At 49.9% G+C, this 22,227-nt stretch carries 16 protein-coding genes and 2 pseudogenes; 12 read left to right on the forward strand and 6 right to left on the reverse strand.

Features of this window, described 5'->3' with window-relative positions:
• The first annotated feature begins 211 nt into the window (after positions 1-211).
• The 8 genes from PGRAT_RS13590 (at position 212) to PGRAT_RS13625 (ending at position 12,430) form a co-directional block, all read left to right on the forward strand.
• Positions 212-748, forward strand: coding sequence for a sigma-70 family RNA polymerase sigma factor (locus PGRAT_RS13590; RefSeq protein ID WP_025709134.1), 537 nt, complete (start codon positions 212-214; stop codon positions 746-748).
• Positions 738-1,880, forward strand: a complete 1,143-nt coding sequence (locus PGRAT_RS13595) for a DUF4179 domain-containing protein (RefSeq protein WP_025709133.1) — start codon at positions 738-740, stop codon at positions 1,878-1,880. The genes PGRAT_RS13590 and PGRAT_RS13595 overlap by 11 nt, the downstream gene beginning before the upstream one ends.
• A gap of 598 nt (positions 1,881-2,478) precedes the next feature.
• Complete coding sequence (locus PGRAT_RS13600) at positions 2,479-3,723, forward strand: sugar ABC transporter substrate-binding protein (RefSeq protein WP_025709132.1); 1,245 nt, start codon at positions 2,479-2,481, stop codon at positions 3,721-3,723.
• A 170-nt stretch (positions 3,724-3,893) separates the two neighbouring features.
• Positions 3,894-4,748 carry a carbohydrate ABC transporter permease gene (locus PGRAT_RS13605; RefSeq protein ID WP_174469056.1) on the forward strand — a complete coding sequence of 285 codons (855 nt, stop codon included), beginning with the start codon at positions 3,894-3,896 and terminating at the stop codon, positions 4,746-4,748.
• A gap of 42 nt (positions 4,749-4,790) precedes the next feature.
• Positions 4,791-5,615, forward strand: a complete 825-nt coding sequence (locus PGRAT_RS13610) for a carbohydrate ABC transporter permease (RefSeq protein ID WP_025709130.1) — start codon at positions 4,791-4,793, stop codon at positions 5,613-5,615.
• A gap of 43 nt (positions 5,616-5,658) precedes the next feature.
• Positions 5,659-6,651 carry a LacI family DNA-binding transcriptional regulator gene (locus tag PGRAT_RS13615; RefSeq protein ID WP_025709129.1) on the forward strand — a complete coding sequence of 331 codons (993 nt, stop codon included), beginning with the start codon at positions 5,659-5,661 and terminating at the stop codon, positions 6,649-6,651.
• A gap of 145 nt (positions 6,652-6,796) precedes the next feature.
• Positions 6,797-8,962 carry a glycoside hydrolase family 3 N-terminal domain-containing protein gene (locus tag PGRAT_RS13620; RefSeq protein ID WP_025709128.1) on the forward strand — a complete coding sequence of 722 codons (2,166 nt, stop codon included), beginning with the start codon at positions 6,797-6,799 and terminating at the stop codon, positions 8,960-8,962.
• Positions 8,963-9,043: 81 nt separating this feature from the next.
• Positions 9,044-12,430: a GH36-type glycosyl hydrolase domain-containing protein gene (locus PGRAT_RS13625; RefSeq protein ID WP_042266745.1), complete on the forward strand. Its 3,387-nt coding sequence runs from the start codon at positions 9,044-9,046 to the stop codon at positions 12,428-12,430.
• A gap of 234 nt (positions 12,431-12,664) precedes the next feature.
• Here PGRAT_RS13625 and trpS read toward each other — a convergent pair whose 3' ends face one another.
• Complete coding sequence (gene trpS, locus PGRAT_RS13630; protein ID WP_025704163.1) at positions 12,665-13,681, reverse strand: tryptophan--tRNA ligase; 1,017 nt, start codon at positions 13,679-13,681, stop codon at positions 12,665-12,667.
• A 562-nt stretch (positions 13,682-14,243) separates the two neighbouring features.
• Complete coding sequence (locus PGRAT_RS13635; RefSeq protein ID WP_025704162.1) at positions 14,244-15,551, reverse strand: DUF5050 domain-containing protein; 1,308 nt, start codon at positions 15,549-15,551, stop codon at positions 14,244-14,246.
• A gap of 308 nt (positions 15,552-15,859) precedes the next feature.
• Between PGRAT_RS13635 and PGRAT_RS13640 the strand changes: the two genes are divergently transcribed.
• Complete coding sequence (locus PGRAT_RS13640; RefSeq protein ID WP_025704161.1) at positions 15,860-16,993, forward strand: discoidin domain-containing protein; 1,134 nt, start codon at positions 15,860-15,862, stop codon at positions 16,991-16,993.
• Between the two features lie 97 nt (positions 16,994-17,090).
• Here the strand turns inward: PGRAT_RS13640 and PGRAT_RS13645 are convergent, their stop codons facing one another.
• The 3 genes and pseudogenes from PGRAT_RS13645 to PGRAT_RS31185 form a co-directional block, all read right to left on the reverse strand.
• On the reverse strand, positions 17,091-18,143 hold the full coding sequence (locus PGRAT_RS13645; RefSeq protein WP_025704160.1) for a suppressor of fused domain protein: 1,053 nt from the start codon (positions 18,141-18,143) through the stop codon (positions 17,091-17,093).
• A 71-nt stretch (positions 18,144-18,214) separates the two neighbouring features.
• Positions 18,215-18,358, reverse strand: a pseudogene (locus PGRAT_RS31625) (toxic anion resistance protein); the annotation flags it as partial.
• Between the two features lie 89 nt (positions 18,359-18,447).
• Positions 18,448-18,801 carry a hypothetical protein gene (locus tag PGRAT_RS31185; protein WP_051424694.1) on the reverse strand — a complete coding sequence of 118 codons (354 nt, stop codon included), beginning with the start codon at positions 18,799-18,801 and terminating at the stop codon, positions 18,448-18,450.
• A gap of 312 nt (positions 18,802-19,113) precedes the next feature.
• On the opposite strand from PGRAT_RS31185, the gene PGRAT_RS13655 reads away from it, so the two are divergent.
• The 3 genes and pseudogenes from PGRAT_RS13655 to PGRAT_RS31190 all read left to right on the forward strand — a co-directional run bounded on the left by PGRAT_RS13655 (position 19,114) and on the right by PGRAT_RS31190 (position 21,653).
• Positions 19,114-19,788, forward strand: a complete 675-nt coding sequence (locus PGRAT_RS13655; protein WP_025704159.1) for a hypothetical protein — start codon at positions 19,114-19,116, stop codon at positions 19,786-19,788.
• A 256-nt stretch (positions 19,789-20,044) separates the two neighbouring features.
• Positions 20,045-21,007 (forward strand): EamA family transporter, encoded by a 963-nt coding sequence (locus PGRAT_RS13660; protein ID WP_051424693.1) that lies wholly within the window; start codon positions 20,045-20,047, stop codon positions 21,005-21,007.
• Between the two features lie 174 nt (positions 21,008-21,181).
• A pseudogene (locus PGRAT_RS31190) lies at positions 21,182-21,653 on the forward strand (SMI1/KNR4 family protein).
• 139 nt (positions 21,654-21,792) lie between these two features.
• On the opposite strand, the gene PGRAT_RS13670 reads toward PGRAT_RS31190, so the two are convergent.
• On the reverse strand, positions 21,793-22,164 hold the full coding sequence (locus tag PGRAT_RS13670) for a hypothetical protein (protein WP_025704157.1): 372 nt from the start codon (positions 22,162-22,164) through the stop codon (positions 21,793-21,795).
• Between the last annotated feature and the right edge of the window lie 63 nt (positions 22,165-22,227).

The following is a 22,227-nucleotide window of genomic DNA, read 5'->3' on the forward strand; positions in this document are numbered from 1 at the left end:
TTCTTTAGTTTTCAGACACGACCTAGTCAATTGCATTATAGCTTTTTGTATAAAATATCTTCAATGACCGCTTAGTTAAACGAATTAACTTACCAGTTACATTTGTAGTCTTAATGTGTGTATTTGAAACAAACATAAATTAGGTTCTGCGAAAACTGTTTGGGCGGGTTCCCCGTCTTAAACCTATACAGATAAGCAAGGAGGGGAACAGATGATCAGTCCCGAGGCTGAAATGAAAAAACTCACCGGTGCTGTGCCGCGGGAGGATAACGCCATTTATGATGCGGTAATGGAGCACAGCGATCAGCTGTACCGCATCGCCTACAGTTATTTGCGGAACCGGAGTGATGCGCTGGAGGCGGTACAGGAGGCAACCTGCCGGGCCTGGATCAAGCGGGCTACGCTGAAGGACCCGGGGGCATTTAAATCGTGGATGATCCGGATTCTGATCTATGTCTGCATCGACGAGCAAAGAAGGCGGAAAAGATCTGTCCCGACACCGGAAGAAGTGATGCGGGAACCCGTCATGCAGGACAGCAGCAGCAAGCTGGCAATGCTGTGGGCTGTGGAGCAGGTGAAGCCGAAATACCGCCATGTGCTGTTGCTGAAGTATTACAACGATATGACTCTGAATGAAATCGCGGAATTGCTCAGGAAGCCGGAAGGAACAATCAAAACCTGGCAGCATAAAGGATTGAAGCAGCTTAGAACGATTATGAAGAACCGGGGTGAATGGAATGATCAGTAGCAGCGAAGAGCAAACATTGCAGGCCGATGCACTGCGTATGCAGGCAGATCTGGATCAGGACCAGGGGGTTAGCAATTCCGCCTTAAGGCTGGCAATCCAAACAGGGATGGAGCGGGGGCAGCAGAGAATGAAAAAACGTGTGTTCTCCAAGGGCATGGGATTCAGTGCAGCCGCAGCCGTAGTTGTCGCAGCCGTACTTTTTATCCTTCCTTATTTTCACTCTGCTCCACAGCCTGTCAGCACCCGTCAGTCAGTGAACTGGGGGGAGCTTGAAGTGTTCAAAGGGAACGCCATATCCAGTTTGGATGAGCCTACGCTAGATTCGGCAATTCGAAACGGGTACATTCAGCTGGTGAATCAAAAGGCAGAAGCTAATGGATATACGATTACACTAAATGCCGTTACGGCAGACGAAAATAAGATTATGTATTTATACACGGCCACTACCGATGACAAGCAGGAGATTTACAGCATTAACAGTGCAAAAATGAAAGATCGTATAACTAACGGCTATCTGAACACCACGACTCAGACGGGAGGCAATGTGACGATCCCCGAACTGGAGAAAAACCATGTGTTTTACGGGCGCGGCGTTGTGGAGCTGGATCGTACGGAACCTTTTCCGCAGCAGCTGGAGGCAGAATTCAGGATCGCTTCAGTGAATCCCGGCAAGCTGGCCGACAGGAAAACAGGGACAATCATGGCAGATATGCATTATTCTTCGGTTTTGAAGGTCCGCTTTGCGCTTGATCCCAAATTTCAGGAATACAAGACTCAGATCGTGAAGCCAGATTTGCCGTTCACCTTAAACGGGCATGAGGTTGTGCTTAGTCAGGTGGAAATGTCTCCACTTCTTATACGGGCAAGAGTAGCCTTGAAGAATCCGGCCGAGAACAATTGGAAAACCAGGGAAGGCATCATGGAGAGTACTCTTATTCAGGGAATAACGTCGAAGGTTCAGGGGGAACCCGTACAGCTCAGTCCGGTTTCAGGCAATGGTACGGAGGACGGTTTTGAATATGCGTTCGCCAGCAGTTGGCTGAATGATCCGGAGTCGCTTGTGCTGAAGATTAAAGAGCGTGAGTCCTTTGACAAACCGGATATTCAGCTTGAAATTTACAATAAAAAGTAAGGGCAGCCGGCAGCCGCTCCGTTCCAGCCCAGGCTAATGTACTGCCGCCAGAAATGGCGGCTATTTTTAATGTTTGCACTATCAAACCGGAACGGCCACTTGTATCCGTGGATTGCCGGACCTTTAGACGAAATGGAAGGGTTGATCAATATCACTGTGATGATTAATAAATAGAGGCCAAGAGAAGCCGGCTTATCTGATTAGTACAACGGTAAATATGTTGAGCCGTTTGCACATGTACCGGATGCTCTCCTCTAAGGATGCAAAGCCATTTCTGCATGATCAGAATATTTTTTTTGCGGCCTACTTGAAATCGCTAACAACAAGTCATATAATAGGGCTATCGAAACGATTCGATAACAGATTTCGCGAACAACCGATTATTTTTAGAAAAGTTATTCCTTTTCGAGGAAAATTGTAGAAAAAGTGGTTTGAAGTCTCCTAATCTGGGTTATTATTGACTATGGGCTCTAAAAACCATCGTTAAATTCACAGCTGAACTCGAATTTTTTTTCGAAATTAATCGAAACGTTTCGATGTAAGGGCTTAAATCATAGTTTTTGAATTTATGCACACACTAAAACAGGGGTGAAAGAGAATGAAGAAAAAAACAGGTTTAGTGATTACTTCAGCTTTATTGGGATTCTCGTTGGTTGCAGCAGGTTGCGGAAACTCCGATAATAACTCAGCATCTGGCGACAACAAAACATTGAAGGTGTGGTTCATGGGTACTGCGGACACCGTGACACCGATTGCCAAGATGTATGAAGAAAAAAATCCCGGCATCAAAGTGGAAGTTCAAGCTATTCCTTGGGATAATGCACATGACAAATTGCTGACTGCCGTAGCTTCCAAGAACGGTCCGGACGTAGTTCAAATGGGTACAACCTGGATTCCTGAATTTGCGGCTGCCGGAGCGCTGAAGGATATGGCGCCTTATATCGAAAAATATCCAAGCATGAAAGCGGAGAACTTTTTCGATGGAGCTGTTCAAACGACCAAATATGAAGATAAGACAGTAGCTATTCCTTTCTATGTTGAAACCCGGGCCATGTTCTACCGCACGGATTTGCTGGGTGGCGTTGGTTATCCTGAAGGTCCTAAGACCTGGGATGAGCTCAAGGATGCGAGCAAGAAGCTGGTAGCCAAAGGCGGAGCCGGACATTATGCACTTCCAATCGAAGCGAAGGATTCGATCTACACCGCAATCTTTGCCTGGCAGAACGGAAGCGAACTGATTGACAGCAACCGTAAGCCACAGTTCAACCAGCCGGCATATGTGGAAACGATTAATTTTCTGAAGAGCTTCTACGATGAAGGGCTGTCCCCTAAAGGTACGGATCTGGATACCGTTGCCGCATTTAAGGATGGCACCATGGGGATGTTCATCAGCGGTCCTTGGATGATTCAGACTGTTAAGGAAAAAGCGCCGGAAATTGACGGCAAATGGGCTGTAACCACATTGCCTGCGAAGAAAACCAATACCTCCTCTATCGGCGGTGCGGACCTGTCCATTTTCAACTACAGTAAGAATCCGGATGAAGCCGCGAAGTTCATTGCATTCATGGCTGAACAGGATGCACAGCTGAAATTCTATGAAACCTCCAACTCTATGCCTGCACTTAAGGCTGCTTGGAAGAATGATGCTCTGAAAGATCCAATGATCCAAGCCTTCGGCAAACAGCTTGAGAATAGCCGTCCTGCCCCAATGGTTACTGAATATGAAGAAATTGCCAAAGCAGCTATGGCTTCGTTCGAACAGATCACGGTGGGCGGTGCCGATACCCAAACGGAACTTGACAAGTTGAACGCTAAGGCTAATGAACTACTCGGCAACAAGTAAGTGACCGTACAGCATTAACCTTGCCAGGCATACTGCCGGAATCTCCCGATAAGAGGTCCCGGCAGTGTGTGCGTTCATACTTATCCAGGGAAGAAGTGCAAGAAAGCGAAGGGATGTGAGCAATTGTGAGTTCATTTGTGAAGCAATGGCATAAAAATAAATACCCATATATGTTTATCGCACCTGCCGTAATCCTGCTGACCTTATTCTCCATTATTCCGATCATTATCGCGCTGGTCATCAGCTTTACCGATATGGATTTGGTCGGACTTGCGGATTATTCGAATATCAGCAGTGCGGGTTTTGCGAATTATATCAATATTTTTAAAGACCCGGTCTTCTTGAAATCCATGTACAATACGTTGATTTATGTAGTAATTGGGGTACCGCTCGTGGTGCTCGCCTCCATGGGGGTTGCCCTGCTGCTCAATTATGGAACAAGCTGGCTGTTCAAAAGCTTCCGTGTCATCTACTACATGCCGTCCATCACCAACATTGTGGCCGTGGCCGTGGTATGGGGATACCTGTATAACGGCAGCTATGGGCTTTTCAACTATATTCTGTCTATCTTTGGACTCCCGGCTCAGCAATGGCTTCAGGACCCGACACTGGCGAAATTATCACTGATCCTGCTGGCGTTCTGGAAATCCATCGGGCTTAATATGATTATTTTTCTGGCGGCACTGCAGGGCATTCCCCGCTCTTATTATGAAGCGGCTGAGATTGACGGAGCGACCGGCTGGAAGAAGCTGCGCTACATCACGGTTCCTCTGCTGGGATTTGCTACTTTCTTTGTGACCATTACGACCTTGATTGGCTGGATTCAATTCTTCGAAGAACCGCTGGTTATGACTAAGGGCGGACCGCTGAATGCAACGATGTCAATGGCGCTCTTCATTTATAACAACGGCTTCCAGCTCAGCAAGTTTGGTTATGCGGCTGCCGGTTCGTTTGTGCTGTTCATCATCATTATTATCGTGACGCTCATTCAATTCGCGGTCAAAAAGAAAGAAGTGGAATATTAAGCATCAGCTTGCGGGCTGCCAGCTTATAAGGAGGGAACAGGCATGGCATTAAGAATGAAACATATAGAAAAAGGCCTGATGATCGCACTGCTCATTATCGGAGGACTGCTAATGATGGTGCCGTTCATCTGGATGATCGGCTCGTCCTTTAAACCTGAGAATGAATTTACTGTAATTCCGCCAACACTTTTTCCGAGCCACCCGACATTCTCCAACTACCGGGATTTGTTCTTGAAGATGGATTTTTTGATCTATTTGAAAAATACACTGATTATCGTGCTCTGCTCCTTTGTGGGGCTGTTTCTGAACGCGATGGCCGGTTACGCTTTTGCGAAATTTGATTTTCCCGGTAAAAACAAGTTTTTCTATATTATTCTGGCGACGATGATGATCCCCGGACAGGTGACGATGATTCCAACCTATCTGATCATTAACCAGCTGCATTTGGTGAACACGATGGCAGGGATCGTATTGCCGGGTCTGGTGGGGGCGTTCGCAATTTTCCTGTTCCGGCAGTTCATGACGACGATTCCTATCGATTTATTGGAGGCGGCAAGATTGGACGGGGCGGGCGAGCTGCGGATTTTCTTCCAGCTGATGGTACCGATCGTAAAACCGGTCTTTGCCGTACAGGGTATCCTGACCTTTATCGGGGCATGGAACAGCTTCCTGTGGCCGTTGATTATTGCCAATGATGAGAGATTGTACACCTTATCCGTAGGGCTGTCGCTGCTCAAAGGCCAATACGGAACCGAGTTCGGACTGCAAATGGCCGGAGCCGCGTTCATGGTCGTGCCGATTATTATTATATTTATCTTCTTCCAGAAGCATATCATAGAAGGATATACCATCTCCGGTATAAAATAATATAGAGAAGCATATTTGCAAGTCTCGGGAAGGATTGAATGAAATGGCAACGATCAAGGATGTAGCCAAGTTGGCAGGGGTAGCCTTGTCAACCGCTTCATATGCCATGAGCGGCGACAGCAAGGTGAGCGCCAAGACCAGAGAAAAGGTGCTTGAGGCCGCAAGGCAGCTGAATTATCAGAAAAATGGCTTTGCCATGGATTTGAAAAGAAGCCGCACAAACACGATTGCTCTCATATTAACGGATCTATCCGGGCCGTATTATTCGGAACTTATCCGCAGCATTCAGGATGTGGCTTTATCCAATTCCTATGATCTTATAGCATGCAGCTCTATGGGCGGGAAAGACTCTACGGCTGTAAGGTTCCTCCTGGAAAAAAGAGTGGATGGAGCTATAGTGCTGGCTCATAATATTACCGATGAAATTCTTCAGGCTGCAGGAAGCTCAAGGTTTCCTATTGTTGTAATGGACAGGTTGATTGCCAGTGAAGGGCTTATCAACGTTGTGGTCGACGGAGAGTTGGGAGGCTATAGTGCTACCCGTTATCTGATCGAAAAAGGCCATGAGCATATTGCCTATATCAGCGGTCCGGCCAATTCCTATGACAATGCGCTGCGTTATAAGGGTTTTCAGCGGGCGATGCAGGAAGCGGGACTAGAAGAGAAAACCAAATGGAAGCTGAACGGCGGATTTATCCGCGAAGGCGGATATAAGTCGACCAAAATGATGCTGATGCAGGGGGAACTGCCGTCAGCCGTCTTTTATGCGAATGATGAAATGGCTGTGGGAGGAATGAAAGCACTGGAAGAAGGCGGAATTTCCGTGCCGGATGAGATTTCGGTGATCGGTTTTGACGATATCCAGTTGGCTGAATACATCCAGCCCCCGCTGACCACGATCCGGCAGCCGATGTACGAATCCGGTTCGCTGGCGGGTCATCTGCTGTTTCAAATGCTGAACGGAGATACCGTGAACGACTTCTATAAGCTTAAGATTGAACTGGTGGAACGCCAATCGGTGCTTCCCCGGAAGTAATCTTGCCAGGTTTCCCGCTAAAAGCGGCGGGTTATCGAAACAAAGTGAAACGTTTATGATTTACTGGAATGATGTAAGATATAAAGTCATAATATACAAGAGATATAGAAAGAGAAACGTTTCGTTTCGTTGGAGGGGTTAACCCATGACTGAACATCTGTACAACAAATATGTGAAACATATGACCCTCGAAGAGAAGATCGCCCAGCTGCTGCAGCTGGCTGCCCCTTTTTATGATGAACCGGGGGATGAATCGGAGATTACGGGACCTATGGAAGAGCTGGGCATCGAGTATGACACCAAACGTGCAGTTGGCTCCGTACTCGGTATCGCAGGCGCCGAAAAAATGATGGCTGTGCAGAAAGAACATCTGGCCGGCAGCAGACTCGGTATTCCGCTGCTGTTCATGGCCGATATTGTGCATGGCTTCAAAACGATTTTTCCGATTCCGCTGGCGGTTGGCTGCTCATGGGACCCTGAGCTTGCTGAACAAAGCGCCGAGATAGCAGCGCGTGAGTCAGCGGTATCCGGCCTGCATGTAACCTTTGCCCCGATGGTTGATTTGGTCCGCGATGCCCGCTGGGGCCGTGTAATGGAATCCACCGGAGAAGATCCCTATTTGAATGCTGTGTTTGCGAAGGCGTTTGTCCAAGGATTTCAAGGAGATAATCTTAAGGAAGATGTGTCCCGTGTTGCGGCCTGCGTGAAGCACTTTGCGGCGTACGGACTGGCCGAAGGCGGCCGTGAGTACAACACGGTTGACCTCTCGGAGCGCCAGCTGCGGGAATACTATTTGCCCGCGTATAAAGCAGCGGTCGACGCAGGCGTTGAAATGGTAATGACCTCGTTTAATACCGTGAATGGAATTCCGGCAACCGGCAACCGCAGCCTAATGCGCGGCTTGCTGCGTGATGAATGGGGCTTCGACGGTGTCGTAATCTCTGACTGGGCGGCGATCAAGGAGATCATTGCCCACGGCGCAGCGGAAGATGAAAAAGAAGCTGCCTTCAAAGCGATATACAGCGGTGTCGACATTGATATGATGACCACCAGCTACGTGAACCATTTGCCTGAGCTAGTGGCTGAGGGGCTGGTAGATGAAGCGCTGATCGATGAAGCTGTGCTGCGGATTCTGGTGCTGAAAGAAAAGCTGGGCTTGTTCGAGAACCCGATGCGCGGGGCAGATCCTGAGCTGGAGCGGCAAATCGTGTACAGTCTGGAACATCGGAAAGTCTCTCAGAGACTGGCTGAGAAATCAAGCGTGCTGCTCAAGAATGATGGAGTTCTGCCGCTTCAGGCCGGCCAGCGGGTTGCACTGATTGGCCCGTTCGCTGCCAGCGGCGATATTCTCGGCTGGTGGTCCTGGCAGGGTTCCCAAGAAACTGCGGTGCAGCTTGGCGAATCCATGCAAAAAGTTAGTGGTGCTCCCGGCAATGTGGTGATTTCCGAAGGCTGCAGCATTGACACGATTACTGAAGCTGGACTGGCAGAGGCAGTGAAGGCTGCTGCGGCGGCAGAGATCATTGTACTGGCACTTGGTGAAGCGTCCGAAATGAGCGGAGAAGGCGGCAGCCGCAGTGATATCCGGCTCCCTGAAGCGCAGCTTGAGCTGGTCCGTGAGATGAAGAAGCTTGGAAAGCCGGTTGTGGCCGTTCTGTTCAACGGGCGTCCGCTTGATCTGCATGGCGTGTATGATATAGCGGATGCAGTGCTGGAGGCCTGGTTCCCGGGGAGTGAAGGCGGGGCGGCACTGGCGGATATTTTATATGGCAAGGTGAATCCATCCGGACGTCTGTCCATGTCTTTCCCGTATTCTGTAGGTCAGATTCCTGTGTACTACAATGCTTACAATACGGGCCGGCCGAAACCTGTAGAGCACACCGACAACCGCTATATTTCACAATATATCGATATTCCCAATGAACCGCTGCTCCCCTTCGGTTTCGGCTTAAGTTATACAACTTTTGCCTATGAAGGCTTCTCACTGTCTTCAGACCGTATGTCAGCGGACCGCCCGCTTGAAGCCAGAGTAACCGTAACGAATACCGGAAGCATGGCGGGAACCGAGACAGTACAGCTATACATCCGTGATATGTCCGGTGAGACTGTACGCCCTGTCAAGGAGCTTAAGGACTTCAGACAGGTGCAGCTGCTTCCTGGAGAGAGCCGGGATGTTGTCTTCCAGATCGAGGAGTCTCAGCTCCGTTATTACCACAGTGATTTGACTGTCAGCAGTGATCCCGGCATGTTCACTGTATATGTCGGTGCCAGCAGCCGTGACACCCAGTCAGCCACTTTCCGCTTAGTATAATAACCGTGACAAATGATATGACTGTGAACTTCAAATATAACAGCGGACTATAACCGCAGCAGATAAGGAAGTGAATAGAAATTGACAACTGCACCAAGTACCAAGCTGTCGATTCAAAAGGGAGACTTAAATTTTACATTTTTGGAGAGCGGGGACCTGTACCAGGCGTTCGGCGGTAAAATGATGATCAATCAGCTGTTGTCCAGCAGCGTGGATGGTGCTCCGGGCAATCTATATGCAAGGCTTCATCTGTCCGATGGAATCCAGGCGTTTCCGCTGCTCGGCGTGAAATCTGCCAGCAAGTTCCGCCAGGATGGCGAACGTTTACTATGGCAGGGTGAAATCACAGCGGATCAGGCTGGAGCAGGCCTGGGAAATACGATCCGTTATCAGGTTGTTTTTTCAATGGCGGATAACGGGGTATGGTTCTGGGATGTCACTATCGACGGAGCCGGAGTGCCTCTGGATGTTATTTATACCCAGGATGTGGGGATAGCGTCCCCCGGCGCTGTTACCAGCAATGAGGCTTATCTGTCCCAATATATTGACCATACCGTTTTTCAAGATGAAGCTAAAGGCTATGTGGTATGCTCCCGCCAGAACCAGCCGCAGGACGGGAAGTTTCCGTATCTTCAGCAGGGACTGCTGAGCGGCGCTGCGGGCTATTCCACCGATGGCTTCCAGTTTTTCGGCCTGTCCTACAAAGAGACCAATGAGCCGGAAGCTTTGTCCCAGGCCAAGCTTGCGAATGAAGTGTATCAGTATGAATTTGCCTTCACCGCGCTGCAGTCTTCGCAGACCCGGCTTGAAGGGCAGGCCCGGTTTACATTCTATGGACTGTTCCGGGAGGATCACCCGGCCGCAATTACGGAAATGGAGTATGAAGCGTCTGTGCAGGAGGCTTGGCAGCAAGTCCAGTCTTTGGGCAGCGTCTCTGTAGAGGGTGAATGGCTGGACCGTGTATCCATAAATCCCCGGATCGGTGCTCCGCTGCAGACACTGCCGCTCACCGGAGCTGAGCTGGATGCACTGTTCCCGCACAAGTACCAGGAGGAACGGGAGGGCGGCAAGCTTCTGGCCTTCTTCACCGAAGGTTACGAGCATGTTGTGCTCAAAGATAAAGAGCTGCTTGTGGAGCGTCCGCACGGCCACATTCTGATGAGCGGGGATAATGCGCGTTTGAACCCTGAAGTCATAACTACAACCTCTTACATGTATGGTATCTTCAATTCACAAGTGGTTGTCGGCAATACCAATTTTAATAAAATGATGTCCAATGCCCGCAGTGCACTGAATATCTTCAAAACTTCAGGACAGCGGATTTATGTGCACACAGATGATCAATATCATCTGCTGACCATGCCTTCCCTGTTCGAGATTGGCTTCAATTATGTGCGCTGGTATTATAAAACAGCCTCGGATACCCTGGTGATTACCAATTACACTACCATGGATGAGCCTGAGGTAAGACTGCATGTCCGTTCTGCCAGCGGTATCGCTTACCGCTTCCTGATCACGAACCAGATTACCATGAATGTTGCGGAATATGAGGTTCCTTATGAAGTGTCTCAAGATGAAGCGGAGGGGACGCTGACCTTCCGTGCGGCGAAGTCGGGGACAAGTGCGGAAGTATACCCTGAACTGGCCTACCGGATGCATCTGAACGGGGCGACTTACCGGCTGGGGGATGAGTCCTTCCTGGTGGATGGCCCCGCTCAGGGCAGTGCATCGCTCGTGGTGATGGAACTGGAAGAGAGCGGGGACTGGACCCTTACCTTGCAAGGAATGCTGGATGGCAAGGAGCGTCTGCTGAGCCCCGCTTCTTTTGAAACAGAGGTTGTCCGGTACCGCGAGTTTTTTGCCGGAGTGATGAATGGCTTCAAGCTGACGCAGCCAGGCGGCGGTGAAGGCGAACTGTTCAAGGTGAACGCGCTGGCCTGGTGGTATACCCACAATATGCTCGTTCACTATTCCATGCCTCATGGTTTGGAGCAGTATGGAGGAGCTGCATGGGGAACCCGCGATGTCTGCCAGGGTCCGGTGGAATATTTCCTGGCCACCCACAAATATGAACAGGTGCGGGAAATCCTGCTGACCGTGTTTGCCCATCAGTATGAGGATGACGGGAGCTGGCCGCAATGGTTCATGTTCGATAAGTATACGCATGTCCAGCAGGAGGAGAGCCACGGGGATATTATCGTTTGGCCGCTGAAAGTGCTGGGCGACTATCTGCGGGCGACCCAGGATTACACCGTCCTGGATGTACAGCTCCCGTATACCCGCAAGCACAGTTTCGATTTTACGGAACAAACCGCTTCGCTGCGTGAACATGCACTCAAAGAACTGAATTATATTAAAACTAACTTCCTGCATGATACCTATCTGTCTTCTTACGGCGACGGGGACTGGGATGATACCCTGCAGCCGGCCAATGCCCAGCTTAAGCAGTACATGGTCAGCAGCTGGACGGTTGCCTTGACCTATCAGACAGTGCTTGGACTGTCACGAGTTCTGCAGGATGTGGATGCTGTATGGTCTGGGGAACTGCAACAGCTGGCTGATGGAATCAAAGGCGACTTCAACCGCTATATGCTGGGTACCGATGTGATTCCCGGCTTCCTGTATTTCGAAGATCCGGCCGATGCTAAGCTGCTGCTGCATCCTGAAGATAAGGAGACCGGCATCCAGTACCGTCTGCTGCCGATGACCCGCAGTATGATTGGCGAGCTGCTGACTCCGGAACAGATGGAAGAGCATTATGAGCTGATCCGGGAGCAGTTCCTCTGTCCGGACGGTGTGCGTCTGATGAATCATCCCGCACAATATGCCGGTGGTGTCAGCCTGCACTTCAAACGTGCGGAGCAGGCGGCGAATTTTGGCCGTGAGATTGGTCTGCAATATGTGCACGCCCATATCCGCTTCGTAGAGGCCATGGCCAAGATCGGCAAACGGGATCAGGTCTGGAAGGGGCTGGCCGTCATTAACCCGATCGGCATCCGCGATGCGGTACCGAATGCAGAGCTGCGGCAGAGCAATTCCTATTTCAGCAGCTCGGACGGCAAGTTCGCTAACCGGTATGAGGCGCAGGAGCGTTTTGCAGAGCTGCGTGACGGTTCAGTTCCGGTCAAAGGCGGCTGGAGAATTTATTCCAGCGGTCCGGGGATCTACATGAACCAGCTGATCTCGAATGTGCTGGGCATCCGCGAGGACGGCGGGGATCTGATTATCGATCCTGTATTGCCGGATGAACTGGACGGTACCCGTCTGGACTTCGACTATGGCGGTGCGCCTGCAGCGTTTGTCTACCATTGCTCCCAAGGCGTCCTTAGCTACGTCAAAGTGAACGGCCAGGAGGTTCAGGCAGAACGGCTGGCGAATCCGTACCGCTTGGGCGGGCTGCGGATCAAGCGGGCTGATTTTGACCGTCTGCGCAGCACAGAAGGTACGGTAGTAGATATTTATATGTAAGCTTCCAATGAACAATAAGCAATACATTTGAAAAAAGCGGCCAGTGATGCTCGGATCCGAAACAGGATGCCAAGCAGTCACTGGCCGCTTTTTAGCGTGAGAACTAAAAGGAACATACATCTAAAAAGTCATTTTTTTCGCAGAACTGAGCTAACTGCACTCTGTTCACTAAAATAAACAGAAATACAATTAACAGTTGTAAGCATCAAACAACGAACGCTGGCAGAGTCGGCATCAGAGGAGACCTCTTTCCATAACAGAGTGGCTGAAATAATCGAGCTTCATGGCTTCGCGGACTTCCTTCATCGTTTCTTTGGCGATTCCCCGGGCATGCTTCGTTCCGGTAATCAAAATATCGTCCACGAGCTGCGGCCGCGCGGCATAATAGGCCCGGCGCTCACGCATGGGGGCAATCAGCTGCTCCAACGCCTTAGTGATGCGCTCCTTGCAGGCTGAGCAGCCCATGGTTCCGCGTTCACAGCCTTCGCGTATCTCTGGAAGATGTCCCGGCTGGAAGGCGCTGTGATAAGCATAAATCGGGCAAATCTCCGGGTGTCCCGGATCATTTTTATGGACACGGGCGGTGTCGGTGACCGCTCTTTTAATTTTATGGGCGATTTCCTCCGCAGTAGAGTCAAGCGCGATGGCATTGCCCAGACTTTTACTCATCTTCGCATTGCCATCTGTACCTACAAGCCTTGGGGTATTGCTGATCAAAGCCTGAGGTTCTGCCAGTATAGGCTGGTACAGCTCGTTGAAACGGCGCACGATTCTGCGGGCCAGTTCCAGATGCGGCAGCTGATCGTCCCCCACGGGAATAATCGTTGCCTTGCAGAAGGTGATATCTGCAGCCTGGCTGACCGGATACCCCAGAAATCCGTAATACAATTCGTCGATTCCCCGTCCTTTGGCTTCTGCCTTAATGGTGGGATTATGGCGCAACGAATTAACGGATACGAACATCGAGAAATAGATAGTCAGCTCAGCAATTTCGGGAATCATCGACTGAATAAAAATAGTGGACTTCTCCGGATCAATTCCTGCGGATAAATAATCAAGGGTCATTTCGCGGATGTGGCTGCGGATTAAGTCCTTTTGTTCAAAGTGGGTCGTCAGCGCCTGGACATCGGCCAGAAAGACAAACGATTCATACCTCTCCTGTAAAAGCACCCGGTTCTCCAGACTGCCAACATAATGGCCAAGGTGGAGCTTTCCGGTCACACGGTCTCCTGTCAATACTCGTTCTGTCATAAGTGAACATCCTCCTAAAATTATTGAATACAATGTTGAGAAGCTTGTGAAATTGAACGGTGAACCGCCGCCACCAGCCATCCTCCATGGCCATCACCTCCTTAAAAACAAAATAACCCCGTCCGATAAGGACGAAGTTGTCGTTGTGCCACCTTAAATGACTGTTCAGCCGCACAAAAGTGCAGACTTTCCAGTCTTCGCATTACGGTGCGGAGATGCTGTAACCTATCATCTCGAGACCGTTCCCGTGATAACGGCGGGATTCCCGGCATTTCCCTAATGCACCCTCTAGGGATGGTTCGGAAAAGCAACTCCAAAGGCCATTCGAGCATATCCTGGACACCGGTTCACAGCAACCACCGGCTCTCTGCAAGTCCGCGGGGAATAGTCTACTTACCCTTTTTCAGCGTTGTTCTGCTATATGGGGAATATTACCTTATGAAGCGGGGTTCGTCAAGCCGGGACAAGCAGAAACGGCTCTACCTTGCGCGAAGCACACAAAAAAGGCCGAAGCTTCATTTGAAGCTCCGGCTGACGGATGGTTATGCGGATTTGGATGATTTTAGTTGTTGGAAATGGTATAAATCTCAGTCACAGGCCCGTCAGAGAGCTTCAGCTTCGTTTTGCCGTCGGCGCTCATCTTATAAAGACTCTCATTATCCTCTCCATTAAAATAGTAAATGCCTGTTACATTTTCATAGATAGCACTGTTATCCCAAGTCAGGCCGTTCAATTTGGTCAAGGTGAGATCGGCATTCAGGGCAAAAGCTCCGCTTGCTGCAAAAAGCACGATTTGACCGGCGGCTGTACCATTCTGCACCTTAAACAGATTCGTCACATTAGTTAATGCGACCGGTTTTGTGCTGGTTACTTTACCGTTTGCCACAGTGCTGATGGTGGCTTTTCCATTGCCGTCAACATAGGCGAGCTTGTTTCCGCCCATATCGGTAAGACCGACAATCCCGGTTTGGCTCAATTGAAAAATCTTTCCGGATTTATCAATTGCATACCCTTTGCTCTTGGAATATACGTAGTTATCATCGTCGTCTACAGTGATGCCTTTGTTGTAAATGTAGTAGTCTTTGGTCCAAAAACCTGAGTAGGTGGCGTTCGCATCCAGCGGGTTTTTGGCATTTACGGCTTTGGGATTTCCTCCGTTCAGCGGAAGGGTATACAGAACCATGGAGTTGAGGGAGTAATAGGTTTCTGACGGCTTGATGTCCACCATCACAGAGATTCCTGTAGGAGTTGAATAGATATAATCTGAAGATGGAATGGCACCTTGGGCTATAAATTGCACATTTCCGCTGCCGTCCTGGGACTTCGAGGCTGCCCAGGTATTGGTTCCATTCTTCAATACATTATAGTAAATGCGCCCGTTCACCACAAAGAAGCCCGGGAATTCCGTATCTGCTTTATTGGCGATTTGTTTGATTTGGGTATCATCTGCCGCATTGGCCAGTGAGCGGTAGATGACACCTTTATCATCCATGAAATACAGGTAATCCCCCTCTATCTGGTAAAACAATATATTCTTATCCCCTGCAAAGCTGCTGATCAGCGCATTATTTTCAGTTAGCGACAGGCGCTGCAGTTTGGATAAGTCATCACTTTCAAAGAAATACAAATACTTGCTTGTTGCCTCCAGGTAGTCTCCCGAGAAATTCTCGGAGAGTTTCTGCGCAGTCCCGCCAGCGGTAGGTACACGGTATAAAGCATCTTCCGAGTTGTAATAGACGTACCCGTTTTCGGCAGCAGCTGCCGACGCTTGTGGAGTCATCTTCCCTGACCCTAGAACACCGCCGCCAATCAATACACCTGCAAGCAGCGTAAGCCCTATTCTTGTGATTAACCTTTGAATCTTCTTCATTTGACGACTCCTCTGTAGATGATATGGTGGAACTATAACAATACCTAATAAAGATATCGGATTTGGGAGTGGAAAATATATGAAGCGAAAGAACCATTATTTCACGCTCAAATTAATCACCTTAAGTATTTGGAAAGAGCCGAAAGACATGCATAATAATGCAAATATAAAATGCCCCGATAGCCGGGAATCCGGCCTAAGGGGTAATAACCGCGGAGCTTCTGGCAGGCTGTAGGGTCTGATCAAGAGCAGGAAGGTAATCGCTGCAGTTTGTCGAATAATTATTTCATGAAAAAGAAGAAACGAGGATGGCGATGGAAATTCGAAAACAAATGATCAAAGTCTTGTTTGCCGTAGCGGCGTTTTATTCCCTTTTCAGCATCAGTTTGTATGCGGCGTCTCCAACTGCCGGTTCATTGGGTTCGTCTTACGGAGGGGAGTGGGTGGACAAAGCGTTTGTTGAGTCCGAGGATCTCGACGGTACGCTCAATCTTACCTTTGACAAGAATACTGGCAAGGCTGCTTTGGAGTATTCAGTCTGGGATGACTCAGAAAACTACAGTTTTCAATCGGTGGGACCTATTACCGTGGAAGAACAGAAACCCGTGAAATTCAAGTATAAGTATCTGGACTATAGCGAGCATGAAACTCCAAAGACTGTTCAAGGCGAGGGCATCATCGAATTCAAACCTGGCACCATCGTACTTCGAATGGGAGCACTTCCCTCCGAAATGAACAAGATTTTTGCGCAGCAGCGGAGCTTTATTCGTGATCCTTACGCGAACCGGGTTCCCAAGCCTGGGGATGACTTAGCTATTGTATCCCAATACTGCAAATGCAAAGAGTCCAATCTGGTGGAATTCACATACCCTGCGGCAGACAATGAAAGCCAAAAAATTTGGATTGCTTATGTGAGTGTATATGTAAGGGGGATCTTTTTGACCGAATATAAAGTAAATCTGCACACCCGTAAGGCAACAGAAATCAAGGATTCATGGTCGGAAGCCTATCATTTTGCTGACAAAATCGAGGTGTCGAAAATTACAGCATCCTCCACCTTGCCTAAATCGAAGGCGGGCTCCTATCCTGCAAGTCAAATCATCGACGGCGATACGGCCACTTGCTGGTGCGAAGGGGTGAAGGGAAGTGGAATCGGACAAAGCTTTACCCTTAGCTTCCCCAAAAAGACTAAAGTCGGCCGCTTAAAAGTTTTGCCGGGGTATGGCAAGTCTGTATCCGCCTACCTCGAAAACAACAGTGTGCGCAAAGCAAAAATAACTTTCTCTGATGGCAGCTCCTTCATTGCTGATTTTACGAAGGAAACTGCATTAGAACTGCCAAAAGATAAAGCAACAACCAGCATTACGTTCACTATATTAGAAGTCATCCCAGGCTCTAAGTATGACGACACTTGTGTCTCGGAATTTGCCGTCTCTCCTTAACAGCAGAAAAGCTCTCCCGGTTGGGGGAGAGCAGAGTTCCAAGCTGCTAATGATACAAAAGTCAGTCCCTTATACTAAAAGATTCCTAACAACCTGCTCAGCCTATCGTCTTGACAATTGTTCCTTCATTGTCAGTGATATGTGTTGGGACGATCCGTACTGCGAGCTCCGGCCAGCCGGGGAGAGAATACAGTCCCGCTGACGGCCGGAAAATTTCCGAAAGTGCTGTCCCGGCAGCCTCATCCAGCTTAAGGATAATGAGTTCTCCGCGAATTTCGAAGCCGGGAGCATCACCAGTCTCGAAGCTGACAGAGATCTCAGGACCGGCCAAGGTTAGGGTGCGCCCCTTAAGCAGTCTGCCCCGCAGCAGTTTGCCGACGATTTCGGCTTGCTTGGCTCCCAGCTGCAAGGTATGGACTGAATCGTCTGCCGGGTTCTCCCAAGCCAACTGGTCCACATACAAGGCCCCCGTGTTAGAGCCTTCGCTCTCGCTGCCCAGCCGTACAGCCTCTGCGATTGCCGGCAGTTTCAGCAGTGAATCCCGCTGCAGATCGGTCATATACAGCGGAAGGTGTTCCTTCATTTCCGCCAGGACGCCAAGGGTGTTCCAGACCTGCATAGCCAGCAGTTCGTCGTTAGTAATGCCCGCCAGCTGTATGAACTCTACCCGCCCATTAGGCGTGTCTATTGCCGGCAGCAGCGGGTCTGCAATAAAAGCCAGCGCGGTCAGCGGCGTATCCGCTTCGAGGGCAATGGGGCCATTGGCATCCATGTAATCCCCGGAACGGAACACATTGCCGCTGTTAAATACATAGCGGCCCAGGTTCTGCAGCAGATTCAGCGCCCAGGCAGGAGGCTCATCCTCGGCAGCGGACTTGAACAGCCGGAAGGTCAGCTCAAAACCATAGCCGCTGTGCTCAGGATCTTCCGACTCTTTTTCATAAAGCTCCGAGAAGCCATAGGTTATAAAATGCCAATGCGGAAGGGGTTCCCGTACTTCATATACGCTGATTCCATTCAACGGATCGGGCCCACCAAGCATGTAGGGTATAGCGGTTCCGTAATGCTTCTGCTCCTGTTCTCCATAGAGCTGCTCCAGGGCTTCATCTATGGCCGCCCAGCCGTCTGCGTTCAATTCTTCTTCGCTCATATGATTTCCCTCCCAGAATGTGGTTGGGAACTAGTGTATCATGTTAGATTCGCAGACTCAAATGGAGGGTGCTAGAGTCCCAGCGCATTGCCCCGCTCCAGTCTTTGAATCTGCTGCTCGCCATTATCGGCCAGCTCGCGGAACTGGTTGGTGGTCTCGCGCATTCTGGGGAGCGCCTCGTGCTTGTAGGTGCTGATGGAATCCAGTGCGGACAGGCTTCTGCCGGCTGGTGAACATTGTGAATTCGGAAGCATCGAAGACGCTGAGAAATGCTGAGAATTCCCCGCAGATTCAGATAAAAGAGCTATTCGACCCCGGTGATGACCGACAGGAACTTCCGGTAGCTTAACTCTGTAGGCTCAAAACGCTCCCCGAGGACTTGCAGCAGGGTGGATTTTTTCTTGCCGATTCTCTCCAGCTGATCCAGAGCAAGCAGCACATCCTTTTTGAGTGCCTTAACATTCCGGTAGTTGCTCAGCCCGGCTATATAATCCTGCTGGGTTTCCAAATGGCAGACAGAAGGGGCGGGGGCTTTGAAGAGGAGGGTGTAGCTTCCATACAGCACGACAAGCAGACTGATGATCAGCAAGGTCACGCCTGAAGCAGTCTCAAGCGCACTTTCACCGGTGATCTCAAGGCCAAGCAGTCCGGGGGACAAAACGGCTATATTCAGCAGTGCAATTCCGCCAATGAGTCCTAACAGCTTAACGGGTCCAGAACGGTTCAGGATTTACACCTCCTCTGCAAGTATATTTTGACAAGGTGGCTTTGGGCTAATCTTATTGAGAAGTTTAGGCTGCAGAATGTCTGAGTTGAATTGGCTGTGGGTAATATTTCTTAGCATAACTATAGGGGGGATTGCAGGATGGATTGGCTGAACCAAGAAATTGCCGCAGCGGACGACCGGGAGACTGGCAGATAGCAATCGCATATGATTAGGAAACGTAACTATAAACGGGGAGAAGATATAATGAAGCCTTGGACACTTACGAAGCTGCCTGACCCGGAAACTCTGCGCAGACAGATGATTCTGCTGGCGGTGCTGGATATTATTTGCTGCGAGGAGGAGTGGCTGCGCGTGCATCGTTACGACCCCGACTTTCAGCCGGGAGTGCAGCTTGGCATTATCGAGAATGGAGCTGGAGATCATCTGTATGTGCTGTTTACGGCGGATGGCTGCGTGATGAAAGGTTTTGACCATGAATCTCCGCTCAGTCCGCATGCACGGGATGAATATGAGGTTTGGCCTGGAATGTATGAAGGATTGCCGGGCGACCTGCAAGCAGCCCTGCACAGCAGCGGTGATCCACTTGAAGCCGAGGAAGTAACCTTTTGTCTATGGCAGGAGAACGGGAATCCGGTGTGGATGTGCGGGGAATGGGGAGAGCTGGACAGTCTGGACAATAAGGAAGCGGAGAGCGGTGGAGCTGATTTCCTGCTGGGCTATCTTCATGAGACGCCTGATGACTACATAGAATGGGCGGGTGATTATTTCAGCGGGCTTCAGCCATTGCCGCTTGAGCCTCTCCGTGTTCTGTTTGGCGGGGGACCGGTGCCGGAGGGCCTGATTGCAGCAATCAATCCGGAACGTGATGAGCCGCAAGCCTTAACGGAGCTGAAGAGGCTGCATGAGCTGCTAAATTAAAACACACAAATTTAAAGAAATAATGATTGACAGCAGCTAACTTGCCATGTAACATATGAACAGTCGTCATGCGTACAATTACATACTGTTCTCGTATAACCTCGCAGCCTTCGGGCATCAACAGGGCGAGGGTTTCTACAGGAAGCCTATTCTTCCTAACTACGATGACAAGGATCATGTTCTATGGTCCTCGTCCCCGGAGTTAGGATTATTTGCGTGTAATGGCTTATTTAACAGATTCAGGAGGCATAAATGAATGAAAGATTTGAAATATTTGTTATCTGTATTAGTAGGCGCCATGAGCTATGGCATCCTATCCACAATCGTCGTCTTGGCATACGGAGAGGGCTATCAGCTCGGGGAAGTGGTCGGTACGCAGCTGTTGACCGGCTGCATTCTGGCTTGGCTGCTGGCCTTATATACCAAGATTAGGCAGACACGCAAACAACGCAGCCAAGGCATCACACCAGCTGCTGCCCGGCAGGCCTCGCCGGCTCTCACTTGGAAGCAGAGAATTCTGCTCATGCTTGCGGGAGCGCCAACGGTGGTAACAGGGCTGGTCTACTACCAGTCATTGCGGTACATTCCGGCTTCGCTGGCCATCATTCTGCTGTTCCAGTTCACTTGGATCAGCGTGCTGATTCAGGCAGTCAGCAAACGCCAGCGGCCAGACAAGGTGACACTGCTGACCTTGCTGCTGCTTTTTGGCGGGACCCTGCTCGCGGCAGGAATCATGGATAAGGGTGCGGCGCATTTCAATGTACTTGGGCTCGCGCTGGGCCTATTGTCTGCGGTCAGCTACTCCATGTTCATTATCTTTAGCGGCAAAGCCGTTCCCTCCGCGCATCCGGCGTACCGGAGCGCGTGGATGGTTACCGGCGGCCTGCTGCTGTTATGCATTCTCTTCCCGCCGTATTTCCTCTTTAATGGCCTTCTGTGGGGACAGCTGCTGCTGTTTGGATTCTTGCTGGGGTTGTTCGGAGCGTTTATTCCCCCGGTTTTGTTTGCGATCGGGGTCCCTCATATCGGTGGGGGCATGGCGGGCATTCTCGGTGCCGCTGAGCTGCCGGTCGCCGTACTGCTGTCCTCATTCGTACTGCATGAGCAGGTCAGCGGGCTGCAGTGGACCGGAGTTGTCCTGGTGCTGCTGGGTGTGATGCTGCCTGAGCTGTATAAGCTCCGGTGGCGGATGGCCGACACCGAAGCTTCTCAGGCGTAGCCTTCCTCTAAGAAAATATTGCTCATTTGCAGCATAAACAGCGCGTACCGGATTAGTCTGGTGCGCGCTGTTTATGCTTGAAAGAAAGTGCTATGCTGATTAAGTATGTTTCTATTAATACTAAACACAAACGGGTTAAAAACGTTTAATAGAACGTCTAAAGGAGGCATTTAGATGTGGAATACCATCTTTGAATATGAGTTCGCCAGAATGCCAGGGGCAGACTCTGATGAAATCGCCAGCTTCATAGAAACCTGGAACCGCAGCTTAACAGAACAGGAAATGAAAGAAATCAGAGACAGGCAGCGTAATCCCTTCCACAAGAATTCACCTTTTTATAGATTTCCTAAGCTTTTCGAATGGCGGAGAGTTTCGGAATGGCGAGAGATATTTTCAATTTTTTAGCACCAGAACCCTGAGAGAAATGAATCTGGCGTATGAATTCGCTGAGTATATGCCCGGCAGTGTTTCCTTTGCCATGGATGGCAGCGGGAATCACTACATTTTTGATATGAGGAAACCCCAGGAAGGCGGAGAATATCCCATTCTTGTAGCGCATTCGGGCAATTTGGATTATGAGGAGTGCACGCTTGCGGCTGATTCATTCAACCGGCTGTGTACGGAACGTGGAGAAATACAGCTATAGTATATAGGCAATTATTGGTATCCTGCAAAAGCTGATGTGCTGCTCGATGCTGCGCATAACCAATTCAGAGGCCTGATCGTTAAAAACACCGGAGCTTGGCTCCGGTGCCTTTGGTATGATGCCGTATCCGTTAAAAAGCTCAGATCAGGCGATACCCGGCTGGCAGGTTTCCAGTGTCGCGGATGTTGCGGATTTGGCTGAGCGTCAGTCGCTGATTGGTTGAAAGGATCGATTCGACATCGTTGCCGTTGATATAATCATCCAGATCCCGAATATTGCGGCTGCCGCGCAGAACCCGGAAGTTGCCCCGGAAGCGTGTACGGGTGAATAGGACCAGTGTAGCATTGCTGCTGGTAGAGAAAAAACGCAGGCTTTCAAAGCCGTCCAGAATGGAATCAGTGTTGCGGATGCCCAGATTGCCTGTGTAGATTCTGCTCCGGCCCAGGAAATTTTCCTCACTATATACAGTCAGGCGGGGATAGGTCTGAGAGATTTGAGCTTCTTTTTTCATAGGTTATTCCTCCTTTTGATAGTATTATATGTATGTGGTGATGAAAGTTTTGGATTTCGGTCT

The sequence above is a fragment of the Paenibacillus graminis genome (assembly GCF_000758705.1).
GTDB lineage: Bacteria > Bacillota > Bacilli > Paenibacillales > Paenibacillaceae > Paenibacillus_AQ > Paenibacillus_AQ graminis.

Coding starts and splice junctions, on each gene's coding strand:
- PGRAT_RS13590 (WP_025709134.1), top strand. CDS start 212: ATGATCAGTCCCGAGGCTGAAATGAAAAAACTCACCGGTGCTGTGCCG.
- PGRAT_RS13595 (WP_025709133.1), top strand. CDS start 738: ATGATCAGTAGCAGCGAAGAGCAAACATTGCAGGCCGATGCACTGCGT.
- PGRAT_RS13600 (WP_025709132.1), top strand. CDS start 2,479: ATGAAGAAAAAAACAGGTTTAGTGATTACTTCAGCTTTATTGGGATTC.
- PGRAT_RS13605 (WP_174469056.1), top strand. CDS start 3,894: ATGTTTATCGCACCTGCCGTAATCCTGCTGACCTTATTCTCCATTATT.
- PGRAT_RS13610 (WP_025709130.1), top strand. CDS start 4,791: ATGGCATTAAGAATGAAACATATAGAAAAAGGCCTGATGATCGCACTG.
- PGRAT_RS13615 (WP_025709129.1), top strand. CDS start 5,659: ATGGCAACGATCAAGGATGTAGCCAAGTTGGCAGGGGTAGCCTTGTCA.
- PGRAT_RS13620 (WP_025709128.1), top strand. CDS start 6,797: ATGACTGAACATCTGTACAACAAATATGTGAAACATATGACCCTCGAA.
- trpS (WP_025704163.1), bottom strand. CDS start 13,681: ATGACAGAACGAGTATTGACAGGAGACCGTGTGACCGGAAAGCTCCAC.
- PGRAT_RS13635 (WP_025704162.1), bottom strand. CDS start 15,551: ATGAAGAAGATTCAAAGGTTAATCACAAGAATAGGGCTTACGCTGCTT.
- PGRAT_RS13640 (WP_025704161.1), top strand. CDS start 15,860: ATGGCGATGGAAATTCGAAAACAAATGATCAAAGTCTTGTTTGCCGTA.
- PGRAT_RS13645 (WP_025704160.1), bottom strand. CDS start 18,143: ATGAGCGAAGAAGAATTGAACGCAGACGGCTGGGCGGCCATAGATGAA.
- PGRAT_RS13655 (WP_025704159.1), top strand. CDS start 19,114: ATGAAGCCTTGGACACTTACGAAGCTGCCTGACCCGGAAACTCTGCGC.
- PGRAT_RS13660 (WP_051424693.1), top strand. CDS start 20,045: ATGAAAGATTTGAAATATTTGTTATCTGTATTAGTAGGCGCCATGAGC.
- PGRAT_RS13670 (WP_025704157.1), bottom strand. CDS start 22,164: ATGAAAAAAGAAGCTCAAATCTCTCAGACCTATCCCCGCCTGACTGTA.